This window comes from Yoonia sp. SS1-5, from assembly GCF_038443705.2.
GTDB lineage: Bacteria > Pseudomonadota > Alphaproteobacteria > Rhodobacterales > Rhodobacteraceae > Yoonia > Yoonia rhodophyticola.
In genome coordinates this window covers 3,437,206-3,450,626 of the sequence record NZ_CP151767.2, presented here as the reverse complement: position 1 = coordinate 3,450,626, position 13,421 = coordinate 3,437,206, and the positions used below count along the sequence as shown (strand labels likewise).

The window sequence follows — 13,421 nt, the reverse complement described above, 5'->3', positions numbered from 1 at the left end:
CTACCCTTTTGGGGCCAGCAGCTTCAAGGCCGCACGGATCAGTGCGGGCGTATCAAGATCAGGGTCGGCACCCGTTGCCTCGGCCACCGCGCTGGCGGCATCACCGGGGGCATAGCCAAGGTTGCCCAATGCGGAAAGGGCCTCGGACTGGGCCGGGTTTGCGCGCGGCGCCACGGTTGGCTGGACCGGCGCAGGGGCGTCAACCTCGATCAGCGCATCACCTGTCGCTTCGGCCATGGTGCCACCCATCGCCATGACGGATGGGGCTTTGTCCTTCAGCTCGATTGCCACGCGCTGCGCGGTCTTGGGCCCAACCCCCTTGGCCTTGGCAATGGCATTCCAGTCCCCCAAGGCGATTGCGCGACTGACACCATCAGCACCGATTGTGCCCAGAATTGCCATGGATGCCTTGGCCCCTATTCCCTGCACCGACATCAGCAAACGGTGCCATTCCTTTTCAACCAAGGTGGTAAAGCCAAAAAGCTGCAGGTTATCCTCGCGCACCAGCAAATCGGTATAAAGCGCGACATGTGTGCCATTCGCTGGCAAACCAGCCATGACGCGGTCCGAGACATAGACGATATAACCCACGCCGCGCACGTCGATCAGCACATGATCCGTGGCGCGATAGGCGAGTTGGCCCGCAATCCGCCCGATCATGCGCCCACCCGCGCCAGTGCTTTCTGCAAGGTATTTCCAGATTGCATATGATGCGCGTGACAGATCGCAATGGCCAGTGCATCCGTCGCATCGGCCCCGGCAAGGCGCACCCCCGGCAGCTGCAATTTGACCATATGTTCTACCTGGTGTTTTTCGGCATGGCCGACCCCGACAACGGCCTTCTTGACCGCGTTCGGGGCGTGTTCGCCGACGGGCAGCCCTGCAAGCGCGGGGACGAGCATTGCAATGCCGCGTGCCTGTCCCAGTTTCAATGTGCCGGCACCGTCCTTATTGACAAAGGTCTGTTCGACCGCGGCGACATTGGGCGTGTGCGACTGCACCACGTCCGTGAGTTGATCAAAAAGGGACATCAGGCGTCGCGCCAGATCCTCCCCCGAGGATTTGCAAACGCCATTTGCGACATGCGCCAAGCGCGGACCATCCACGTCGATAATCCCCCAGCCCATATTCCGCAGTCCAGGATCAATGCCCAAAACGCGCATCCGCCGCCCCTTTATTCTTATTCTCTGAAAATTGGTAGCACAAAAGGCGAACAAAGACCAAGAGCCTTTCTATGCACCCAGCGCGTGGCCCACACGCAACCGGCGCAACATGACCCCATTCTGACGGGAAAATCGGCTCGCATTAACCTGTTGTTAAATAATACTTTACGGTAAAAATCGCTCAAAAATGAGGCATGTTGTGAACGCATATGTCCCATGCGGAAATGGCAGTGGTCAGCGGCCAAAAAGCCTCCTACATGCGGGTCATCTAATGCAACGCTGCAATGCAGCATGAACGAGGAACAAGGCAATGGCCGCTTTTGACACAACCCGCCCCGCAACTGGCATCTTCGCTGGTGGTATCTTTCATTTCGTCGCGCGTATCCTTAGCGCAGTCAGCGACTGGAACGACGAACGCATCACCCGTAACGCGCTGTCCAAATTGACCGCACGCGAACTGGATGACATCGGTCTGTCCGTACACAGCATCAACGCAACCGCAAAGCGCCGCGTGAACTAAAGCTTTTCAGGAAGGCTTGGCATCGCAAGCTTTTCTTGAACTGCACGAAACACAGCCGGACGGGCCTGCATATGCGGGCCCGTTTTTTTGTGATGGTCCATGGTTTTGGTGGCGAAATAAAAAAACCGCATCAGCAATGATGCGGCTTTTTTCAAACTTGAATATCGTGCGTATCTTAGCCCAAAATTGGCTTGATCGCGTTGGCGATAACTGTCGTCACCGGATCAGCCTGCATGACCCATGCGCCTGCCTGTTCCATGACCGACCCTTGCTGCAGTGATGCAACACGATCAGCATAGGCAGTCTCGCCAAGATAAGCGAACAGGAACCCCTTGAAAACGAGACCTGCGACGATCAGAACCAGAAGGCCCTTCAGCGGGAAGCGCGGGTTGTAGATGCGCGGACGAGCCACGATCAAACCATCGGCATTCACCGTTTTCACGACACCATGCGCCATGCGGTCATGCCGACGCACAATGCGCTTTAGTCTTTTATCAAATGGGACATTGGCCTGCGCCATGGAACTCTCCAAATAAAAATACCGTAACCGGTCTTAACAAGATCACTAACTGACACCTTTATAACAAGACTTTTCTCTATTCAGCGTGCGAAAAATCACAATAAGGGTTAATTTTTGCACATCGTCAGCGTCGTCCAGTCAACAATACTGGCGCGATCCACCAGATTGAAGCCATTTTGTTGATAAACACGCACAACATCGTCAGCTTGTTCATTCAGTATTCCCGAAAGAATCACATGCCCGCCTGATGCGGCATGATGCCCCATATCCGGTGCCAGCGCGGTCAGAGGGCCCTTTAAAATATTACCAAAGATCAGATCGAATGGCGCCCGCATGTTGATTTCGCGGCTGTCAAAGCCGGTTGCGACATAACAATCAACCCGGCCCTGCAGCCCATTTGCCGCCACATTTGCAATTGCGACCTCAACCGCAACCGGGTCAATATCGCTGGCCAGAACCCGCCCGTCGAGAACCTTTGCAGCGGCCATGGCCAAAACGGCGGTGCCACAGCCGATATCTGCAATATTGGCCGGTTTTTGACCCGCTTCAAGCAGCGCATCCAGCGCCTTCAAACAGCCCAGCGTCGTCCCATGATGGCCGGTGCCAAACGCCATTTGCGCCTCGATCAGCAAGGCGACGGCATCTTGGGGCACCTTGTCCGCGTCATGTGCGCCGTAGACAAAAAAGCGCCCCGCCGCGACTGGCGCCAAGCCGCGCTGCACCTTGGACACCCAATCCTGATCTGGAATTTCCGATATGGTAAACGGCTGGGCCCCGTGCAGCGTTTCGAGAATGGCCAATGCGGCAACATCCGGCGCCTCCAGAAAGTAGGCACCGACCTCCCATAGGCCGGATCCATCCTCGACCTCAAAGACACCGATGCCTGTGGGTTCCGGAGTGACGGCCTCCAGGTCATCAGCCAGCCGATATGCGGCATCTTCGCCGGTAAGCGTGGTAAGTGCGGAATAAGTTGTCATTCGGGATCCAGAGCTGCGTTTTTACCCGGTTAGGTGTTGCCCTGCCCCCCGTCAAGCAGCGTGGTCCGCGCCCGCAGCTGCGTTTGGATTTCCGCAGCCCAGGCCGCGTAGACAGCCGGTCCGGGGTGAAACCCGTCTGCGGACATGTTGTGCGGGCCCAGCGCCAGATCAATTGCGATCTTTGTGCAACCCTGTGTCTCGCGCGCAATGTCACACAATGCGGCGTCAAAACGGGCCGCCTGACGCCCGAGGATCCAGCGTAGGGGCTGCGGCAGCAAAGGAAACTGGCCCATCGGCGGCAAGCCCGACAGCATGACGTGCTTGACCCCAAACGCCCCTTGCAAGCGCGCGATTAACGCACGCTGTCGTGCGATCCACTTGCGCAACGGCACGGCCTTTGTCACATCGTTCACGCCCAGCGCGGTGACAACCACATCATAGTGACGGTGCGGCAGGTCATCCAACCACGCCAGAACATCGCCGGTTCGGGCACCGGTCCGGGCAACAAGATCAAAGGTAATTTCCGCGTCTTCCGACAGTCGCGCGGTCAGTTGCCCCAATAGCGCGTCGTGCTGATGCGCAACGCCCACACCAGCAGCTGACGAATCCCCGATGATCAACAGCCGCAAGGGCGCCCCTTGCCCGACAACCCCGCTGCGGGGGCCGTCAGGTTCAGGCAGTTGCAAGACGGTGGCCCGCAGATAGGCTGCCTGCGCAAGCAACAGGGGCAGCAACGCAAATCGAACAGGGACATCAATCATCGTGCCGGTCGCTGCTCAACCACGGCCCGACATATCAGACGGCAACACCGATCGGGCAAGTCACGCCAGTGCCGCCGATACCGCAATATCCGTTGGGATTTTTGGCAAGGTATTGCTGGTGATAGTCCTCTGCGGGATAGAATGCCGGGGCGTCCATGATCTCGGTTGTGATCGCACCATACCCGGCCTGCGAAAGGCGCGGGGCAAAGGCCAGTTTTGACGCCGTCGCCGCCTGCTGTTGCGCGTCTGAATAGGTGTAAATCCCGGAACGATACTGGGTGCCACTATCATTGCCTTGCCGCATGCCCTGGGTCGGATCATGCCCTTCCCAGAAAACCTGCAGCAATTGGTCATAGCTGATGATGGCAGGGTCGAAGACAACCCGGACCACCTCGTTATGGCCGGTCTTGCCGGAACAGACCTCTTCATATGTGGGGTTCGGGGTATAGCCCGCCGCGTACCCGACCATGGTCGATTGCACACCGTCCAGTTTCCAGAACATGCGTTCCACGCCCCAAAAACAGCCCATGCCGAACATGGCCACATCCATACCCGGTGGGACATCTGTTGACAGCGGCGTGCCATAGACAAAATGTGTGTCCGCAGTCGGGATAGGGGTGCTCCGACCGGGAAGTGCGGCGTCTTTGCTGACCATCTCGGATTTTGCGCGGTTCATGAAAAACATTCGGTACCTCCTTGGTTAGTGCAGATATAGTGTGGCGCAAGCGGTGAACCAATGGCATTTCAGCGATACGTGATCGCAAGCAGGAGAGTATGATGACCAAGACCAAAAGCGCCTATATCTGGATGGCCCTGACCTTTGTCGGCCTGTCGGTGTTGCTGGGGGCGGTGGCGTCGATGAACCTGTTTCAGATGCCCAGCGCCATGGGCGTAGTCACGATGATGATCGCCGGGATGGTTGGGGGGCAGCGTTTTTACAGCCAGAATGATCGCGTGATGGCCGCAAAGGAACGGTTTGTTTTTGCGCTGCTTGGCACGTTGATCATGATCTGTTTGTCCATGGCCATGTTCTTTGGGCTGATCGCCGCCTTGGGCGGGACGTTGAATGGCAACACATTGTCAGCCGCGCTGAACATTCCCGCATCCGATCTGTGGTTCGTGCTTGGCTTTGGGGCGCTGATTGTGGGGGCTGCCGGGACGGCCATGACCTACCTTGGTATTGGCATCGGGCAGAACAACATGAAGAAGGCCGCCGGCAAGAAAGCCGGCTAAAGCGTTATGCGAAAAACCTGGATCACCTAACGCTGCCTGAAATCAAAGATTTCAACGCGTTACGTGATGCTCGATGTATCAGGTATTTCGTCAAACGCTATAGGCGCCTATTCCGCTACAGCCAGCAGGCGTCGCTGAAAGATGGTCTCGTGTCCCGGTGCGGGGTGACGGGGGATCAGCATCGACAACAGCAGTGATACAATCGCCATGCCCGCCGCCGCGAGAAACACAAGACCTGGTGACTGCAGCCACAGATAGCCAAGCCCGGCAGGCAGGAACACTGCCGCGATATGGTTAATGGTAAATGCCACCGCTGCGGTGGGCGCGATATCCTCGGGGTCGGCGATCTTCTGAAAGTAGGTTTTGATCGCAAGGGCCAGACTGAAAAAGATGTGGTTCACCACATATAATGTGGCGGCAAGCACGACCCCCCAGCCAAAATAGTAGATGCCCCCATAGGCAAAAAAGACGCCACAGAGCCCCGCATATTCAAAGATCAGCGCCCGGCGTTCGCCAAAGACGGCGACAAGCTTGCCCAGCATCGGGGCCACAATCATGTTGATAACCAGTGTCAGCAGGAACAGCTGCGTGATCTCGTTGACCTGATAGCCAAACCGTTCAACCATCATAAAGCCCGCAAAGACCACGAAAATCTGTCGACGGGCGCCGGACATGAATTGCAGGGCATAATACAGCCAATAGCGGCGGCGCAGCACCATGGTCTTGTTCTGCGGATGCGGGCTTTCGAATTGCGGATAGGCAAACAGGCACAGCAATGCGACCAGTGCGGTGAACCCGCCCGATAGCCAGTAAACAATGGTGTAGGTCAGGCCCAGCGCCTCCCAACTGAGCACAATCAGCAGGTAGACAACAATTGTGGCGCCTGCCCCGGCCGAGATGATCCAGCCCAGCATCTGCGGCGCGCGGGCCTTGTCGAGCCATTGTAACTGCAGCGACTGGTTGACCGTTTCGTAATAGTGAAACCCGATGGAGGACAGCATCGTAACTGTCAGAATGCCCGCCATCTGCGGAAATTGCGCGGTGACCGCCGTTGCCGCCCCCAGCATCACAAGCGACACCAGGCCCAGCACCTGTTCACGGATGAAAATGATCAGCGCGATGACCCCAACCGCGAAAAAGCCGGGGATTTCGCGCACCGTATGCAGCCAACCGATGTCGGATCCGTCAAATCCGGCAACTTCGATCACAAAGTTATTCAGCAGGGCAGACCAGGTGGCAAAGGCCACCGGCATGGCCATTGCCATGACGAATAACAGCGCCTCGGGACGGCGCCAGAATGGCAGATGCATTGCATCCTGAAGGCGGACAATTCTCATGCCGACAGACTTACGCCTGTTTCGGCATCTTGGCGAGAGCTTGTCGCTGACAGGTTTGTCAGCCCCTGCCAGTATCGCCTAGGCGTCCATTGCCAAGCGGGCTTCCAGCACATCAAAAGGGACACCCGGTTCATCCTTGGCCCCGCGAATGACAAGCGAGGTTTTGACGCTGGCCACATTGTCAGCGCTGGTCAGCTCTTCGGTCAGGAACCTTTGAAAACTGCGCAAATCCGGGGCCACACATTTCAGGATGAAATCGACCTCGCCATTGAGCATATGACATTCGCGCACCAGCGGCCATGTCTGGCACTTCTCTTCAAAAGCGCTCAGATCAACCTCTGCCTGACTGACAAGGCCAACCATCGCAAAGACCTGCACCTCGAACCCCAATTCGCGGGCGTTTACATCCGCATGGTAGCCCTGGATAAATCCCTGCTCCTCAAGGGTCCGCACACGCCGCAGACAAGGTGGCGCGGAAATTCCAACGCGCTTGGCCAACTCAACATTGGTCATGCGTCCATCCGCCTGCAATTCCGCAAGAATCATACGGTCAATCTCGTCTAGTCGTGTGCCTGGCATTGTTCCCCCTGATTTTTGCAAATACTACGCAACTCAAAGGCCCGGCGCAACAATGTTTCGTAAATAAGCAATAAAAGAACTCTTCAAAGGACTGTGTGTCGGGTTTTAACCGCCGCGTTGCGCCGCTATATCGGGACGACACGCTTTCCTAGGGGCCATGAATGTCTGATACACGCCACACCAAAGTTCTTATCATCGGCTCCGGCCCGGCTGGCTATACCGCGGGCGTATATGCGGCCCGCGCCATGCTGGAACCTGTCCTTGTGCAGGGGATCGAACCCGGGGGGCAGTTGACCACCACGACAGAGGTCGAAAACTGGCCCGGCGATACCGAAGTACAGGGCCCGGACCTGATGGTTCGGATGGAAGCACATGCGCGCGCCATGGGCTGCGACATCGTCGGGGACATCATCACCAGCCTCGATCTGCAGAAGCGGCCTTTCACGGCAACATCCGACAGCGGCACGATTTATACCGCCGATGCGGTCATTTTGTGTACCGGCGCGCGGGCCAAGTGGCTGGGGCTGCCGACAGAGGAGAAGTTCAAGGGCTTCGGCGTGTCCGCTTGCGCGACCTGCGATGGGTTCTTTTACCGCGGGCAGGAAATTGTCGTTGTGGGCGGCGGGAATACCGCCGTCGAGGAGGCATTGTTCCTGACCAACTTTGCGTCGAAAGTCACGCTGATCCACCGCCGCGACGAATTGCGCGCCGAAAAGATCCTGCAAAACCGGTTGATGAAGAACGACAAGATCACGCCCCTTTGGTTCCACGAAATCGAAGAGGTCATCGGCACCGACACCCCGTTGGGCGTCGAAGGCGTCCGCGTCAAGCATACCAAGACAGGCGAGATCACCGAAATTCCGTGCAAGGGCGTCTTTGTGGCAATCGGGCATGCGCCTGCCTCGGAACTGGTCAAGGATCAGCTGGAAACCCATAGCGGCGGCTATGTGACGGTTGCGCCGGGCAGCACACGCACGGCGATCCCGGGTGTCTTTGCGGCCGGCGATTTGACCGACCACATATACCGCCAGGCGGTGACATCCGCAGGCATGGGATGCATGGCCGCGCTGGATGCCGAAAAGTTTCTGGCCGAGCGCGAGGACTGATCAGCCTAGGCCACCGACTCATAACTTCGCAACCAGATGCGGATTGAAGCGAGTTGTACGGAGGCGAGGAAATTGTCGTCGCGTTTATCGTAACGTGTGGCTACCGCTCTGAAGTTCTTCAATTTGTTGAAGAAACGCTCGACCCAATTGCGCTCTTTGTAGTACTCGGCGTCATACGGGATGACCGGATTACGATGCGGCATTGATGGGATCACAGCGGCAGCCTTCTGTGCCGCGATCATGGCGCGGATTGCGTTGCTGTCATAGGCGCGGTCGGCCAGGACCTTACAGGCTGGCGGCAGCGCGTCGAGCAGGTCCATCGCAGCATGACCATCATAGGCTTGTCCCGCGCTCAACATCAGTCTGATGGGGCGACCAACCGCATCGACCAAGGCGTGTATCTTTGTGGTCAACCCGCCCCGCGAGCGACCCATGCAATCGGATCGCCCCCCTTTTTGGCCCCGTTGGCGCCCTGCTGGTGAACCCGGATCGAAGAGGAGTCTATCATCTGGACGTCGCCTTCATAAGCCTCTGATATAGCTCCAAGTATACGCGCCCAATGGCCTGCACGCCGCCATCGGTTGAAGCGGTTCACGCAGGTCGTATAGGGGCCGTAGCGCGCCGGAATGTCAGCCCAGGGCGCGCCAGTGCGCAGCCGCCAGAAGATGCCATTTAGCACCTGTCGGTCATCGCGTCGTTTCACCCCGCGTACCTTCGTCGGCAACAAAGGTTCGATCACCGACCACTCGAAATCAGTCAAATCAAAACGCGCCATGCTCGCCTCCTGCTCTTTCATGCAGTGAGTCAGAGCACAAAAATCAATGCAAGACTTTTATGGGTATGTGACCTAGGGTCAGGACCCTAGGCAGACACGCATGTATAGCGGCCACGAAAGCCGGTGCGTGTCCCGCCCCCCGGCTGACTAAACTTGCGCGGGCCAAGGTCTTTGACCAACCGCGCCTCGCCTGTAAGTTCTGCAGATCCAAGACCGGCGCAGTAGCGCGCGACGCGGCGTAGAACCTCCTCGCGGCTGACCGTGTCAACATAATGGGTGATCAGCAATGTGCGGTTCAGGCCACCGGTCCGGATCGGGAACACCAGATACAGGCCCTCGCGGTCAGTGGGATCAGGGAATAGGCGTTCCATCAGATCAGCGCGCCGTTCGGTGACCGCCTGCGGATCGACGGCACAGGCAGCGAGGCCCGCAAACGCAAGCGCGGTAACAAGATGCCTTTTCATTTTTGTCTCCGCGTGTTGGGGTTTTCGCCGCGCGCAGCTAACAATTTCTCGGGACCGGCTCAACCAGATGATCAGCATATCAGATATGTTCTACCGGATCGCATTTGCTGGTCTTGCCGATGGCGTGCTGAACGGGGCCATTCACCCCGAGGGCCGGTTTCACCATGACGGCCAGCCTGCGCTCTATGCATCGCCCTCGCCTCAAAGCGCCGCTGTGGCGATTGATATCTACCTGCGCGCGGATGATCCGCCGCGTGTTCTTGTGGCGCTGGATATCAGATCAGATCGGATCATCGACCTGCGCGACGACGCGACGACGCGCCGTCTGGGGATTGATCCGGCATGGCCAAGCTGTCCATGGGCCGATCAGCGGGCGCGCGGCGAACCCGCGACAAGTTGGAAAGTATCCGATGCGGTGCGAGGGTCCGGGGCAGATGGGATGATTTACGCATCGCGCAGCGTGCCAAGCCGCTGGCATCTTGTCTTGTTTCGATGGAACAGGGGGGATGGCGCGCAGGTACGGCAACATGGTGCGCCGGTGAGCTGGAAACCGGCGCAACCGTGACATTTGCGGTTAGTGGACAGTCACAGGCCGCATGTCATTTTCGCGGGCAAGGTGGAACGCAAGCCTGCGATTGGCGACAAGGGCCAACTGCTCACCTTGTGCATTATGGACCGCAAAGAGGATTTCCAGCGGGCCAGCCTGTGCCTGCATGTCATCGGGCAGGTCAGCCACGGCGACGGGTTTCACATAGACAATGTCCTGAGCGATCGTCTTAAGGTCAAACTTCGTATTCATGGTCTACCCTTTCCGAATGTTGATCGTCTGTATAACGCGTTCCGGCACTGCACGGTTCAAATCGACGTGCAACAATCCGTTCTCAATCACCGCTTCGCCGACATCGACCCCGTCGGCGAGCACGAATGATCGCTGAAACTGCCGCGCGGCAATACCGCGATGCAGAAACACACGTCCCTCCGCATCATCACTTTGCCGCCCACGAATGACCAAAGAGTTATCTTCGACCGTAATTGCCAAATCATCCTCGGCGAAGCCGGCCACGGCCAGCGTGATCCGGTAGGAATTTTCCGATGTCTGTTCGATATTGTAAGGTGGGTAGCCGTCATTCCCGCTTTTCGCGGTCCGTTCGACCAGCCGTTCCAGCTGTTCGAAACCCAACAGGAACGGATGCGTTCCCAAAGCCAGTTTTGTCATAGGACATGCCCTTTATCTTCAAGCGACTGTCTGATGTGGCCCCGATTTCGGCGACCGCTGCTGAAAATATGGGAATTTCAGGGCGCCGATCAAGAGGAAGTATTAGGAAGTTTCGATCTAAACCCCTATCTTAGTGATGATGGACAGCACCAACGGGTCTCTTTTCCGATGAATAAATCGACAAGAATGGAACAGAATGACGTCCTGCGGGTCAAACTGGAAGTCCTCAAGCGCGAACATCGCGACCTTGATGACGCCATTGATGCACTGCAGGACCGTGCAAATGCGGATATGCTGACGCTCAAACGTCTCAAAAAACAGAAACTGGCGCTGAAAGATCAGATCGTCTCGCTCGAAGATCGGTTGCTGCCTGACATCATTGCCTAAGCGGTTGACCTGACGGGGCGACTATTGCCGTTGCAGCCCGCAGCGTCGCGGCTATAGTGCCGGCTCATTTTGACTGCAGGGACGACGCGCCATGACCCGAATTTTGGTTGGCATCATCATGGGAAGCCAATCTGACTGGCCAACAATGCGCGAGGCCGCAGATATTCTCGATCAGCTTGGCATCCCCTATGAGGCCAAGATCGTCTCGGCGCATCGCACGCCCGACCGGCTTTGGGATTATGGCAAGTCCGCTGTTGATCGCGGCTTGCAGGTGATTATTGCGGGCGCCGGTGGGGCGGCGCATTTGCCCGGCATGATGGCCTCTAAAACCCGCGTCCCGGTGATTGGTGTCCCGGTCCAGACCAAGGCGCTGTCAGGCGTGGACAGCCTTTATTCCATTGTGCAGATGCCCAAGGGTTTTCCCGTGGCAACAATGGCCATCGGATCAGCAGGCGCAAGCAATGCGGGCCTGATGGCGGCCGGAATATTGGCCCTGCAAGATCAAGAACTGGCCGGCCGACTTGACCAATGGCGCGCCGATTTGTCAGCCGCAATCGCGGATGCCCCGACCGATGACTGATCCGCTGCAGACAGGCGCAACCATCGGTATTCTGGGCGGTGGTCAACTGGGGCGCATGTTATCGGTTGCAGCCGCCCGTTTGGGGCTGCGCACGCATATTTTCGAACCCGGTGCCGCGCCACCCGCAGCGGATGTGGCGCACCAGCTGACAACGGCCAGCTATGACGATGCAGACGCCCTGACAGCTTTTGGCAAGTCCGTCGATGTCATCACCTATGAATTCGAGAATATCCCGACCAGCGCGCTTGATCTTCTGGAAACACTGGCCCCGATCAGACCGGGCAGGCAGGCATTGGCCACCAGCCAGGACCGGTTGACCGAAAAGGACTTTCTGCAGTCGCTTGGGCTGCAAACCGCGCCCTATGCCGACATTACCGATATGGGCTCGCTCACAAGCGCCCTTGATAAAATCGGAACGCCGGCGATCCTGAAGACCCGGCGCATGGGCTATGACGGCAAGGGACAGGCCCGGATTAACGGGCGCGATGCGGCAGCCGACGCCCTTGCCGCAATGGGCGGGGCGCCCGCCATTCTGGAAGGTTTTGTTCCCTTCAGCCACGAAGTATCCGTAATCGGCGCGCGCGGGGCTGACGGCGCTGTTGCCTGCTATGACCCGGGCGAGAATGTGCATGCCGATGGCATTCTGCGGACCACGACGGTTCCTGCAAAGCTGAATTCGGGTCAGCGCACCGATGCAGTGTTGATCGCGGCCAAGATCCTGAACGCCCTTGATTATGTGGGTGTTATGGGGGTCGAACTGTTTGTGACACCGCAAGCCCTGATCGTGAACGAGATTGCACCACGGGTCCATAATTCTGGTCACTGGACCCAAAATGGCTGTACCATATGCCAGTTCGAACAGCATATCCGCGCGGTGGCCGGTTGGCCGCTTGGGGATGGCAGCAGACATGCGGATGTGGTGATGGAAAACCTGATCGGATCCGATATGGACCGCGTCCCGCAATTGGCGGGCACTGATGCGGCGATCCATCTTTATGGCAAGACTGACGTGAAACCAGGCCGCAAGATGGGCCATGTGAACAGGATCATCAAAGCCGGCTAGGTGGCACTATTCGGTGCCAAAGATGACATCTGTCAGGCTGAGATCCTGATCAAATGCGCCCTCACGCAGAAAGGCGATCACCTCTTGAATGACCAGCGGGTTGTTCATCATGAAAGTGTGGGTCACCGGTAATTCGATATGATCCGTCATCCCTTCCAGCATGGTCGATTCAACCGAAACCTTGCCGTCATCCGGCCCCTCGATCAGGGCCGAGTAGACCGGGTTCAGCGTTCGGTTTCCGGCGATGACCCCAACCTCGTATTCAGGCAGGCCCAGCTGATTGGGCAGGCTGCTGTCTTCGGTTCCCAATTGCAGGCCTGCGGGTCCGTTCACCCATTGGAACGGCTCGTAATCTCCAAAGATATCAACAAGTTCCGAGCCCGCATTAGGCGGCCCAAGCATCACGACACGTCCCATGATCGCGGGGCGGTACTTGGTCAACCAGGCCCGCGCCAGAATACCGCCCATCGAATGGGTGACAAAGTGTACAGGCACATGCCCGCAGGCCGCGACATCCTCGGAGACATGTTCCTCGATCAGGGTCTCTATCGGGGCTTCGGTCGACGGGTAGCCACGGTTGATAACCTTGTAGCCTTCCTCTTCCAGCACCAGCTCCATGGGGGCAAAGGAAATCTCGGTCCGGGCCAGGCCATGCAGTAAGACAACGCATTCCAGCGCGCTGGCGCTGGTCCCGAAAAACGCAAGAAATATGGCGAGGGTCTGCCGCATGATCCTATCCT

Annotated in this window: 21 protein-coding genes; 7 read left to right on the top strand and 14 right to left on the bottom strand. The window is 57.8% G+C overall.

Annotation, left to right across the window (positions count from 1 at the left end):
• Together ruvA and ruvC are read right to left on the bottom strand one after the other, a co-directional pair.
• Positions 1-660 carry a Holliday junction branch migration protein RuvA gene (gene ruvA / locus AABB31_RS18385; protein ID WP_373635121.1) on the bottom strand — a complete coding sequence of 220 codons (660 nt, stop codon included), beginning with the start codon at positions 658-660 and terminating at the stop codon, positions 1-3.
• A complete protein-coding gene (ruvC, locus tag AABB31_RS18380; RefSeq protein WP_342076759.1) occupies positions 657-1,163 on the bottom strand; it encodes a crossover junction endodeoxyribonuclease RuvC in 507 nt (168 codons plus the stop codon). The genes ruvA and ruvC overlap by 4 nt, the downstream gene beginning before the upstream one ends.
• A 310-nt stretch (positions 1,164-1,473) precedes the next feature.
• Between ruvC and AABB31_RS18375 the strand changes: the two genes are divergently transcribed.
• Entirely contained in the window at positions 1,474-1,683 is a 210-nt protein-coding gene (locus AABB31_RS18375) for a DUF1127 domain-containing protein (protein ID WP_342076760.1), read from the top strand.
• Here AABB31_RS18375 and AABB31_RS18370 read toward each other — a convergent pair.
• The 5 genes from AABB31_RS18370 to msrA all read right to left on the bottom strand — a co-directional run bounded on the left by AABB31_RS18370 (position 1,680) and on the right by msrA (position 4,626).
• Positions 1,680-1,838, bottom strand: a complete 159-nt coding sequence (locus AABB31_RS18370) for a hypothetical protein (protein WP_342076761.1) — start codon at positions 1,836-1,838, stop codon at positions 1,680-1,682. The two genes, AABB31_RS18375 and AABB31_RS18370, sit on opposite strands and share 4 nt — an antisense overlap.
• Before the next feature lie 20 nt (positions 1,839-1,858).
• Positions 1,859-2,203: a hypothetical protein gene (locus AABB31_RS18365; RefSeq protein ID WP_342076762.1), complete on the bottom strand. Its 345-nt coding sequence runs from the start codon at positions 2,201-2,203 to the stop codon at positions 1,859-1,861.
• 107 nt (positions 2,204-2,310) lie between these two features.
• Positions 2,311-3,180, bottom strand: a complete 870-nt coding sequence (locus tag AABB31_RS18360) for a 50S ribosomal protein L11 methyltransferase (protein WP_342076763.1) — start codon at positions 3,178-3,180, stop codon at positions 2,311-2,313.
• A gap of 29 nt (positions 3,181-3,209) precedes the next feature.
• Positions 3,210-3,941 carry an SGNH/GDSL hydrolase family protein gene (locus AABB31_RS18355; protein ID WP_342076764.1) on the bottom strand — a complete coding sequence of 244 codons (732 nt, stop codon included), beginning with the start codon at positions 3,939-3,941 and terminating at the stop codon, positions 3,210-3,212.
• Between the two features lie 34 nt (positions 3,942-3,975).
• On the bottom strand, positions 3,976-4,626 hold the full coding sequence (gene msrA / locus AABB31_RS18350) for a peptide-methionine (S)-S-oxide reductase MsrA (protein WP_342076765.1): 651 nt from the start codon (positions 4,624-4,626) through the stop codon (positions 3,976-3,978).
• Between the two features lie 92 nt (positions 4,627-4,718).
• Here msrA and AABB31_RS18345 point away from each other — a divergent pair, with 92 nt between their 5' ends.
• Positions 4,719-5,174, top strand: coding sequence for an ABZJ_00895 family protein (locus AABB31_RS18345; protein WP_342076766.1), 456 nt, complete (start codon positions 4,719-4,721; stop codon positions 5,172-5,174).
• Positions 5,175-5,281: 107 nt separating this feature from the next.
• Here AABB31_RS18345 and AABB31_RS18340 read toward each other — a convergent pair whose 3' ends face one another.
• Positions 5,282-6,511 (bottom strand): MFS transporter, encoded by a 1,230-nt coding sequence (locus AABB31_RS18340; protein ID WP_342076767.1) that lies wholly within the window; start codon positions 6,509-6,511, stop codon positions 5,282-5,284.
• 78 nt (positions 6,512-6,589) lie between these two features.
• Positions 6,590-7,090 carry an Lrp/AsnC family transcriptional regulator gene (locus AABB31_RS18335; RefSeq protein WP_342076768.1) on the bottom strand — a complete coding sequence of 167 codons (501 nt, stop codon included), beginning with the start codon at positions 7,088-7,090 and terminating at the stop codon, positions 6,590-6,592.
• A 161-nt stretch (positions 7,091-7,251) separates the two neighbouring features.
• On the opposite strand from AABB31_RS18335, the gene trxB reads away from it, so the two are divergent.
• Positions 7,252-8,196, top strand: coding sequence for a thioredoxin-disulfide reductase (trxB, locus tag AABB31_RS18330; RefSeq protein WP_373635120.1), 945 nt, complete (start codon positions 7,252-7,254; stop codon positions 8,194-8,196).
• 5 nt (positions 8,197-8,201) lie between these two features.
• Here the strand turns inward: trxB and AABB31_RS18325 are convergent.
• Both AABB31_RS18325 and AABB31_RS18320 read right to left on the bottom strand, forming a co-directional pair.
• A protein-coding gene (locus tag AABB31_RS18325) for an IS5 family transposase (RefSeq protein ID WP_373635118.1) occupies positions 8,202-8,971 on the bottom strand; the annotation gives its coding sequence in 2 pieces (ribosomal slippage) (positions 8,202-8,657 and positions 8,660-8,971; 768 coding nt in all).
• 86 nt (positions 8,972-9,057) lie between these two features.
• A complete protein-coding gene (locus AABB31_RS18320) occupies positions 9,058-9,435 on the bottom strand; it encodes a hypothetical protein (protein WP_342076769.1) in 378 nt (125 codons plus the stop codon).
• Positions 9,436-9,502: 67 nt separating this feature from the next.
• Here AABB31_RS18320 and AABB31_RS18315 point away from each other — a divergent pair, with 67 nt between their 5' ends.
• Entirely contained in the window at positions 9,503-10,000 is a 498-nt protein-coding gene (locus AABB31_RS18315) for an RES family NAD+ phosphorylase (protein WP_342076770.1), read from the top strand.
• 9 nt (positions 10,001-10,009) lie between these two features.
• Here the strand turns inward: AABB31_RS18315 and AABB31_RS18310 are convergent, their stop codons facing one another.
• Together AABB31_RS18310 and AABB31_RS18305 are read right to left on the bottom strand one after the other, a co-directional pair.
• Entirely contained in the window at positions 10,010-10,234 is a 225-nt protein-coding gene (locus AABB31_RS18310) for a DUF1150 family protein (protein WP_342076771.1), read from the bottom strand.
• A 3-nt stretch (positions 10,235-10,237) separates the two neighbouring features.
• Positions 10,238-10,651: an Hsp20 family protein gene (locus tag AABB31_RS18305; RefSeq protein ID WP_342076772.1), complete on the bottom strand. Its 414-nt coding sequence runs from the start codon at positions 10,649-10,651 to the stop codon at positions 10,238-10,240.
• A 168-nt stretch (positions 10,652-10,819) separates the two neighbouring features.
• Between AABB31_RS18305 and AABB31_RS18300 the strand changes: the two genes are divergently transcribed.
• From AABB31_RS18300 to AABB31_RS18290, 3 genes are all read left to right on the top strand, one after another.
• Positions 10,820-11,038, top strand: coding sequence for a DUF465 domain-containing protein (locus tag AABB31_RS18300; RefSeq protein ID WP_342076773.1), 219 nt, complete (start codon positions 10,820-10,822; stop codon positions 11,036-11,038).
• 91 nt (positions 11,039-11,129) lie between these two features.
• Positions 11,130-11,618, top strand: coding sequence for a 5-(carboxyamino)imidazole ribonucleotide mutase (purE, locus tag AABB31_RS18295; protein ID WP_342076774.1), 489 nt, complete (start codon positions 11,130-11,132; stop codon positions 11,616-11,618).
• Entirely contained in the window at positions 11,611-12,681 is a 1,071-nt protein-coding gene (locus AABB31_RS18290) for a 5-(carboxyamino)imidazole ribonucleotide synthase (protein WP_342076775.1), read from the top strand. The genes purE and AABB31_RS18290 overlap by 8 nt, the downstream gene beginning before the upstream one ends.
• A gap of 6 nt (positions 12,682-12,687) precedes the next feature.
• On the opposite strand, the gene AABB31_RS18285 is transcribed toward AABB31_RS18290, so the two are convergent.
• Positions 12,688-13,410 carry an alpha/beta fold hydrolase gene (locus tag AABB31_RS18285; protein WP_342076776.1) on the bottom strand — a complete coding sequence of 241 codons (723 nt, stop codon included), beginning with the start codon at positions 13,408-13,410 and terminating at the stop codon, positions 12,688-12,690.
• Positions 13,411-13,421 lie beyond the last annotated feature (11 nt).

Coding starts and splice junctions, on each gene's coding strand:
- ruvA (WP_373635121.1), bottom strand. CDS start 660: ATGATCGGGCGGATTGCGGGCCAACTCGCCTATCGCGCCACGGATCAT.
- ruvC (WP_342076759.1), bottom strand. CDS start 1,163: ATGCGCGTTTTGGGCATTGATCCTGGACTGCGGAATATGGGCTGGGGG.
- AABB31_RS18375 (WP_342076760.1), top strand. CDS start 1,474: ATGGCCGCTTTTGACACAACCCGCCCCGCAACTGGCATCTTCGCTGGT.
- AABB31_RS18365 (WP_342076762.1), bottom strand. CDS start 2,203: ATGGCGCAGGCCAATGTCCCATTTGATAAAAGACTAAAGCGCATTGTG.
- AABB31_RS18360 (WP_342076763.1), bottom strand. CDS start 3,180: ATGACAACTTATTCCGCACTTACCACGCTTACCGGCGAAGATGCCGCA.
- AABB31_RS18355 (WP_342076764.1), bottom strand. CDS start 3,941: ATGATTGATGTCCCTGTTCGATTTGCGTTGCTGCCCCTGTTGCTTGCG.
- msrA (WP_342076765.1), bottom strand. CDS start 4,626: ATGTTTTTCATGAACCGCGCAAAATCCGAGATGGTCAGCAAAGACGCC.
- AABB31_RS18345 (WP_342076766.1), top strand. CDS start 4,719: ATGACCAAGACCAAAAGCGCCTATATCTGGATGGCCCTGACCTTTGTC.
- AABB31_RS18340 (WP_342076767.1), bottom strand. CDS start 6,511: ATGAGAATTGTCCGCCTTCAGGATGCAATGCATCTGCCATTCTGGCGC.
- AABB31_RS18335 (WP_342076768.1), bottom strand. CDS start 7,090: ATGCCAGGCACACGACTAGACGAGATTGACCGTATGATTCTTGCGGAA.
- trxB (WP_373635120.1), top strand. CDS start 7,252: ATGTCTGATACACGCCACACCAAAGTTCTTATCATCGGCTCCGGCCCG.
- AABB31_RS18320 (WP_342076769.1), bottom strand. CDS start 9,435: ATGAAAAGGCATCTTGTTACCGCGCTTGCGTTTGCGGGCCTCGCTGCC.
- AABB31_RS18315 (WP_342076770.1), top strand. CDS start 9,503: ATGATCAGCATATCAGATATGTTCTACCGGATCGCATTTGCTGGTCTT.
- AABB31_RS18310 (WP_342076771.1), bottom strand. CDS start 10,234: ATGAATACGAAGTTTGACCTTAAGACGATCGCTCAGGACATTGTCTAT.
- AABB31_RS18305 (WP_342076772.1), bottom strand. CDS start 10,651: ATGACAAAACTGGCTTTGGGAACGCATCCGTTCCTGTTGGGTTTCGAA.
- AABB31_RS18300 (WP_342076773.1), top strand. CDS start 10,820: ATGAATAAATCGACAAGAATGGAACAGAATGACGTCCTGCGGGTCAAA.
- purE (WP_342076774.1), top strand. CDS start 11,130: ATGACCCGAATTTTGGTTGGCATCATCATGGGAAGCCAATCTGACTGG.
- AABB31_RS18290 (WP_342076775.1), top strand. CDS start 11,611: ATGACTGATCCGCTGCAGACAGGCGCAACCATCGGTATTCTGGGCGGT.
- AABB31_RS18285 (WP_342076776.1), bottom strand. CDS start 13,410: ATGCGGCAGACCCTCGCCATATTTCTTGCGTTTTTCGGGACCAGCGCC.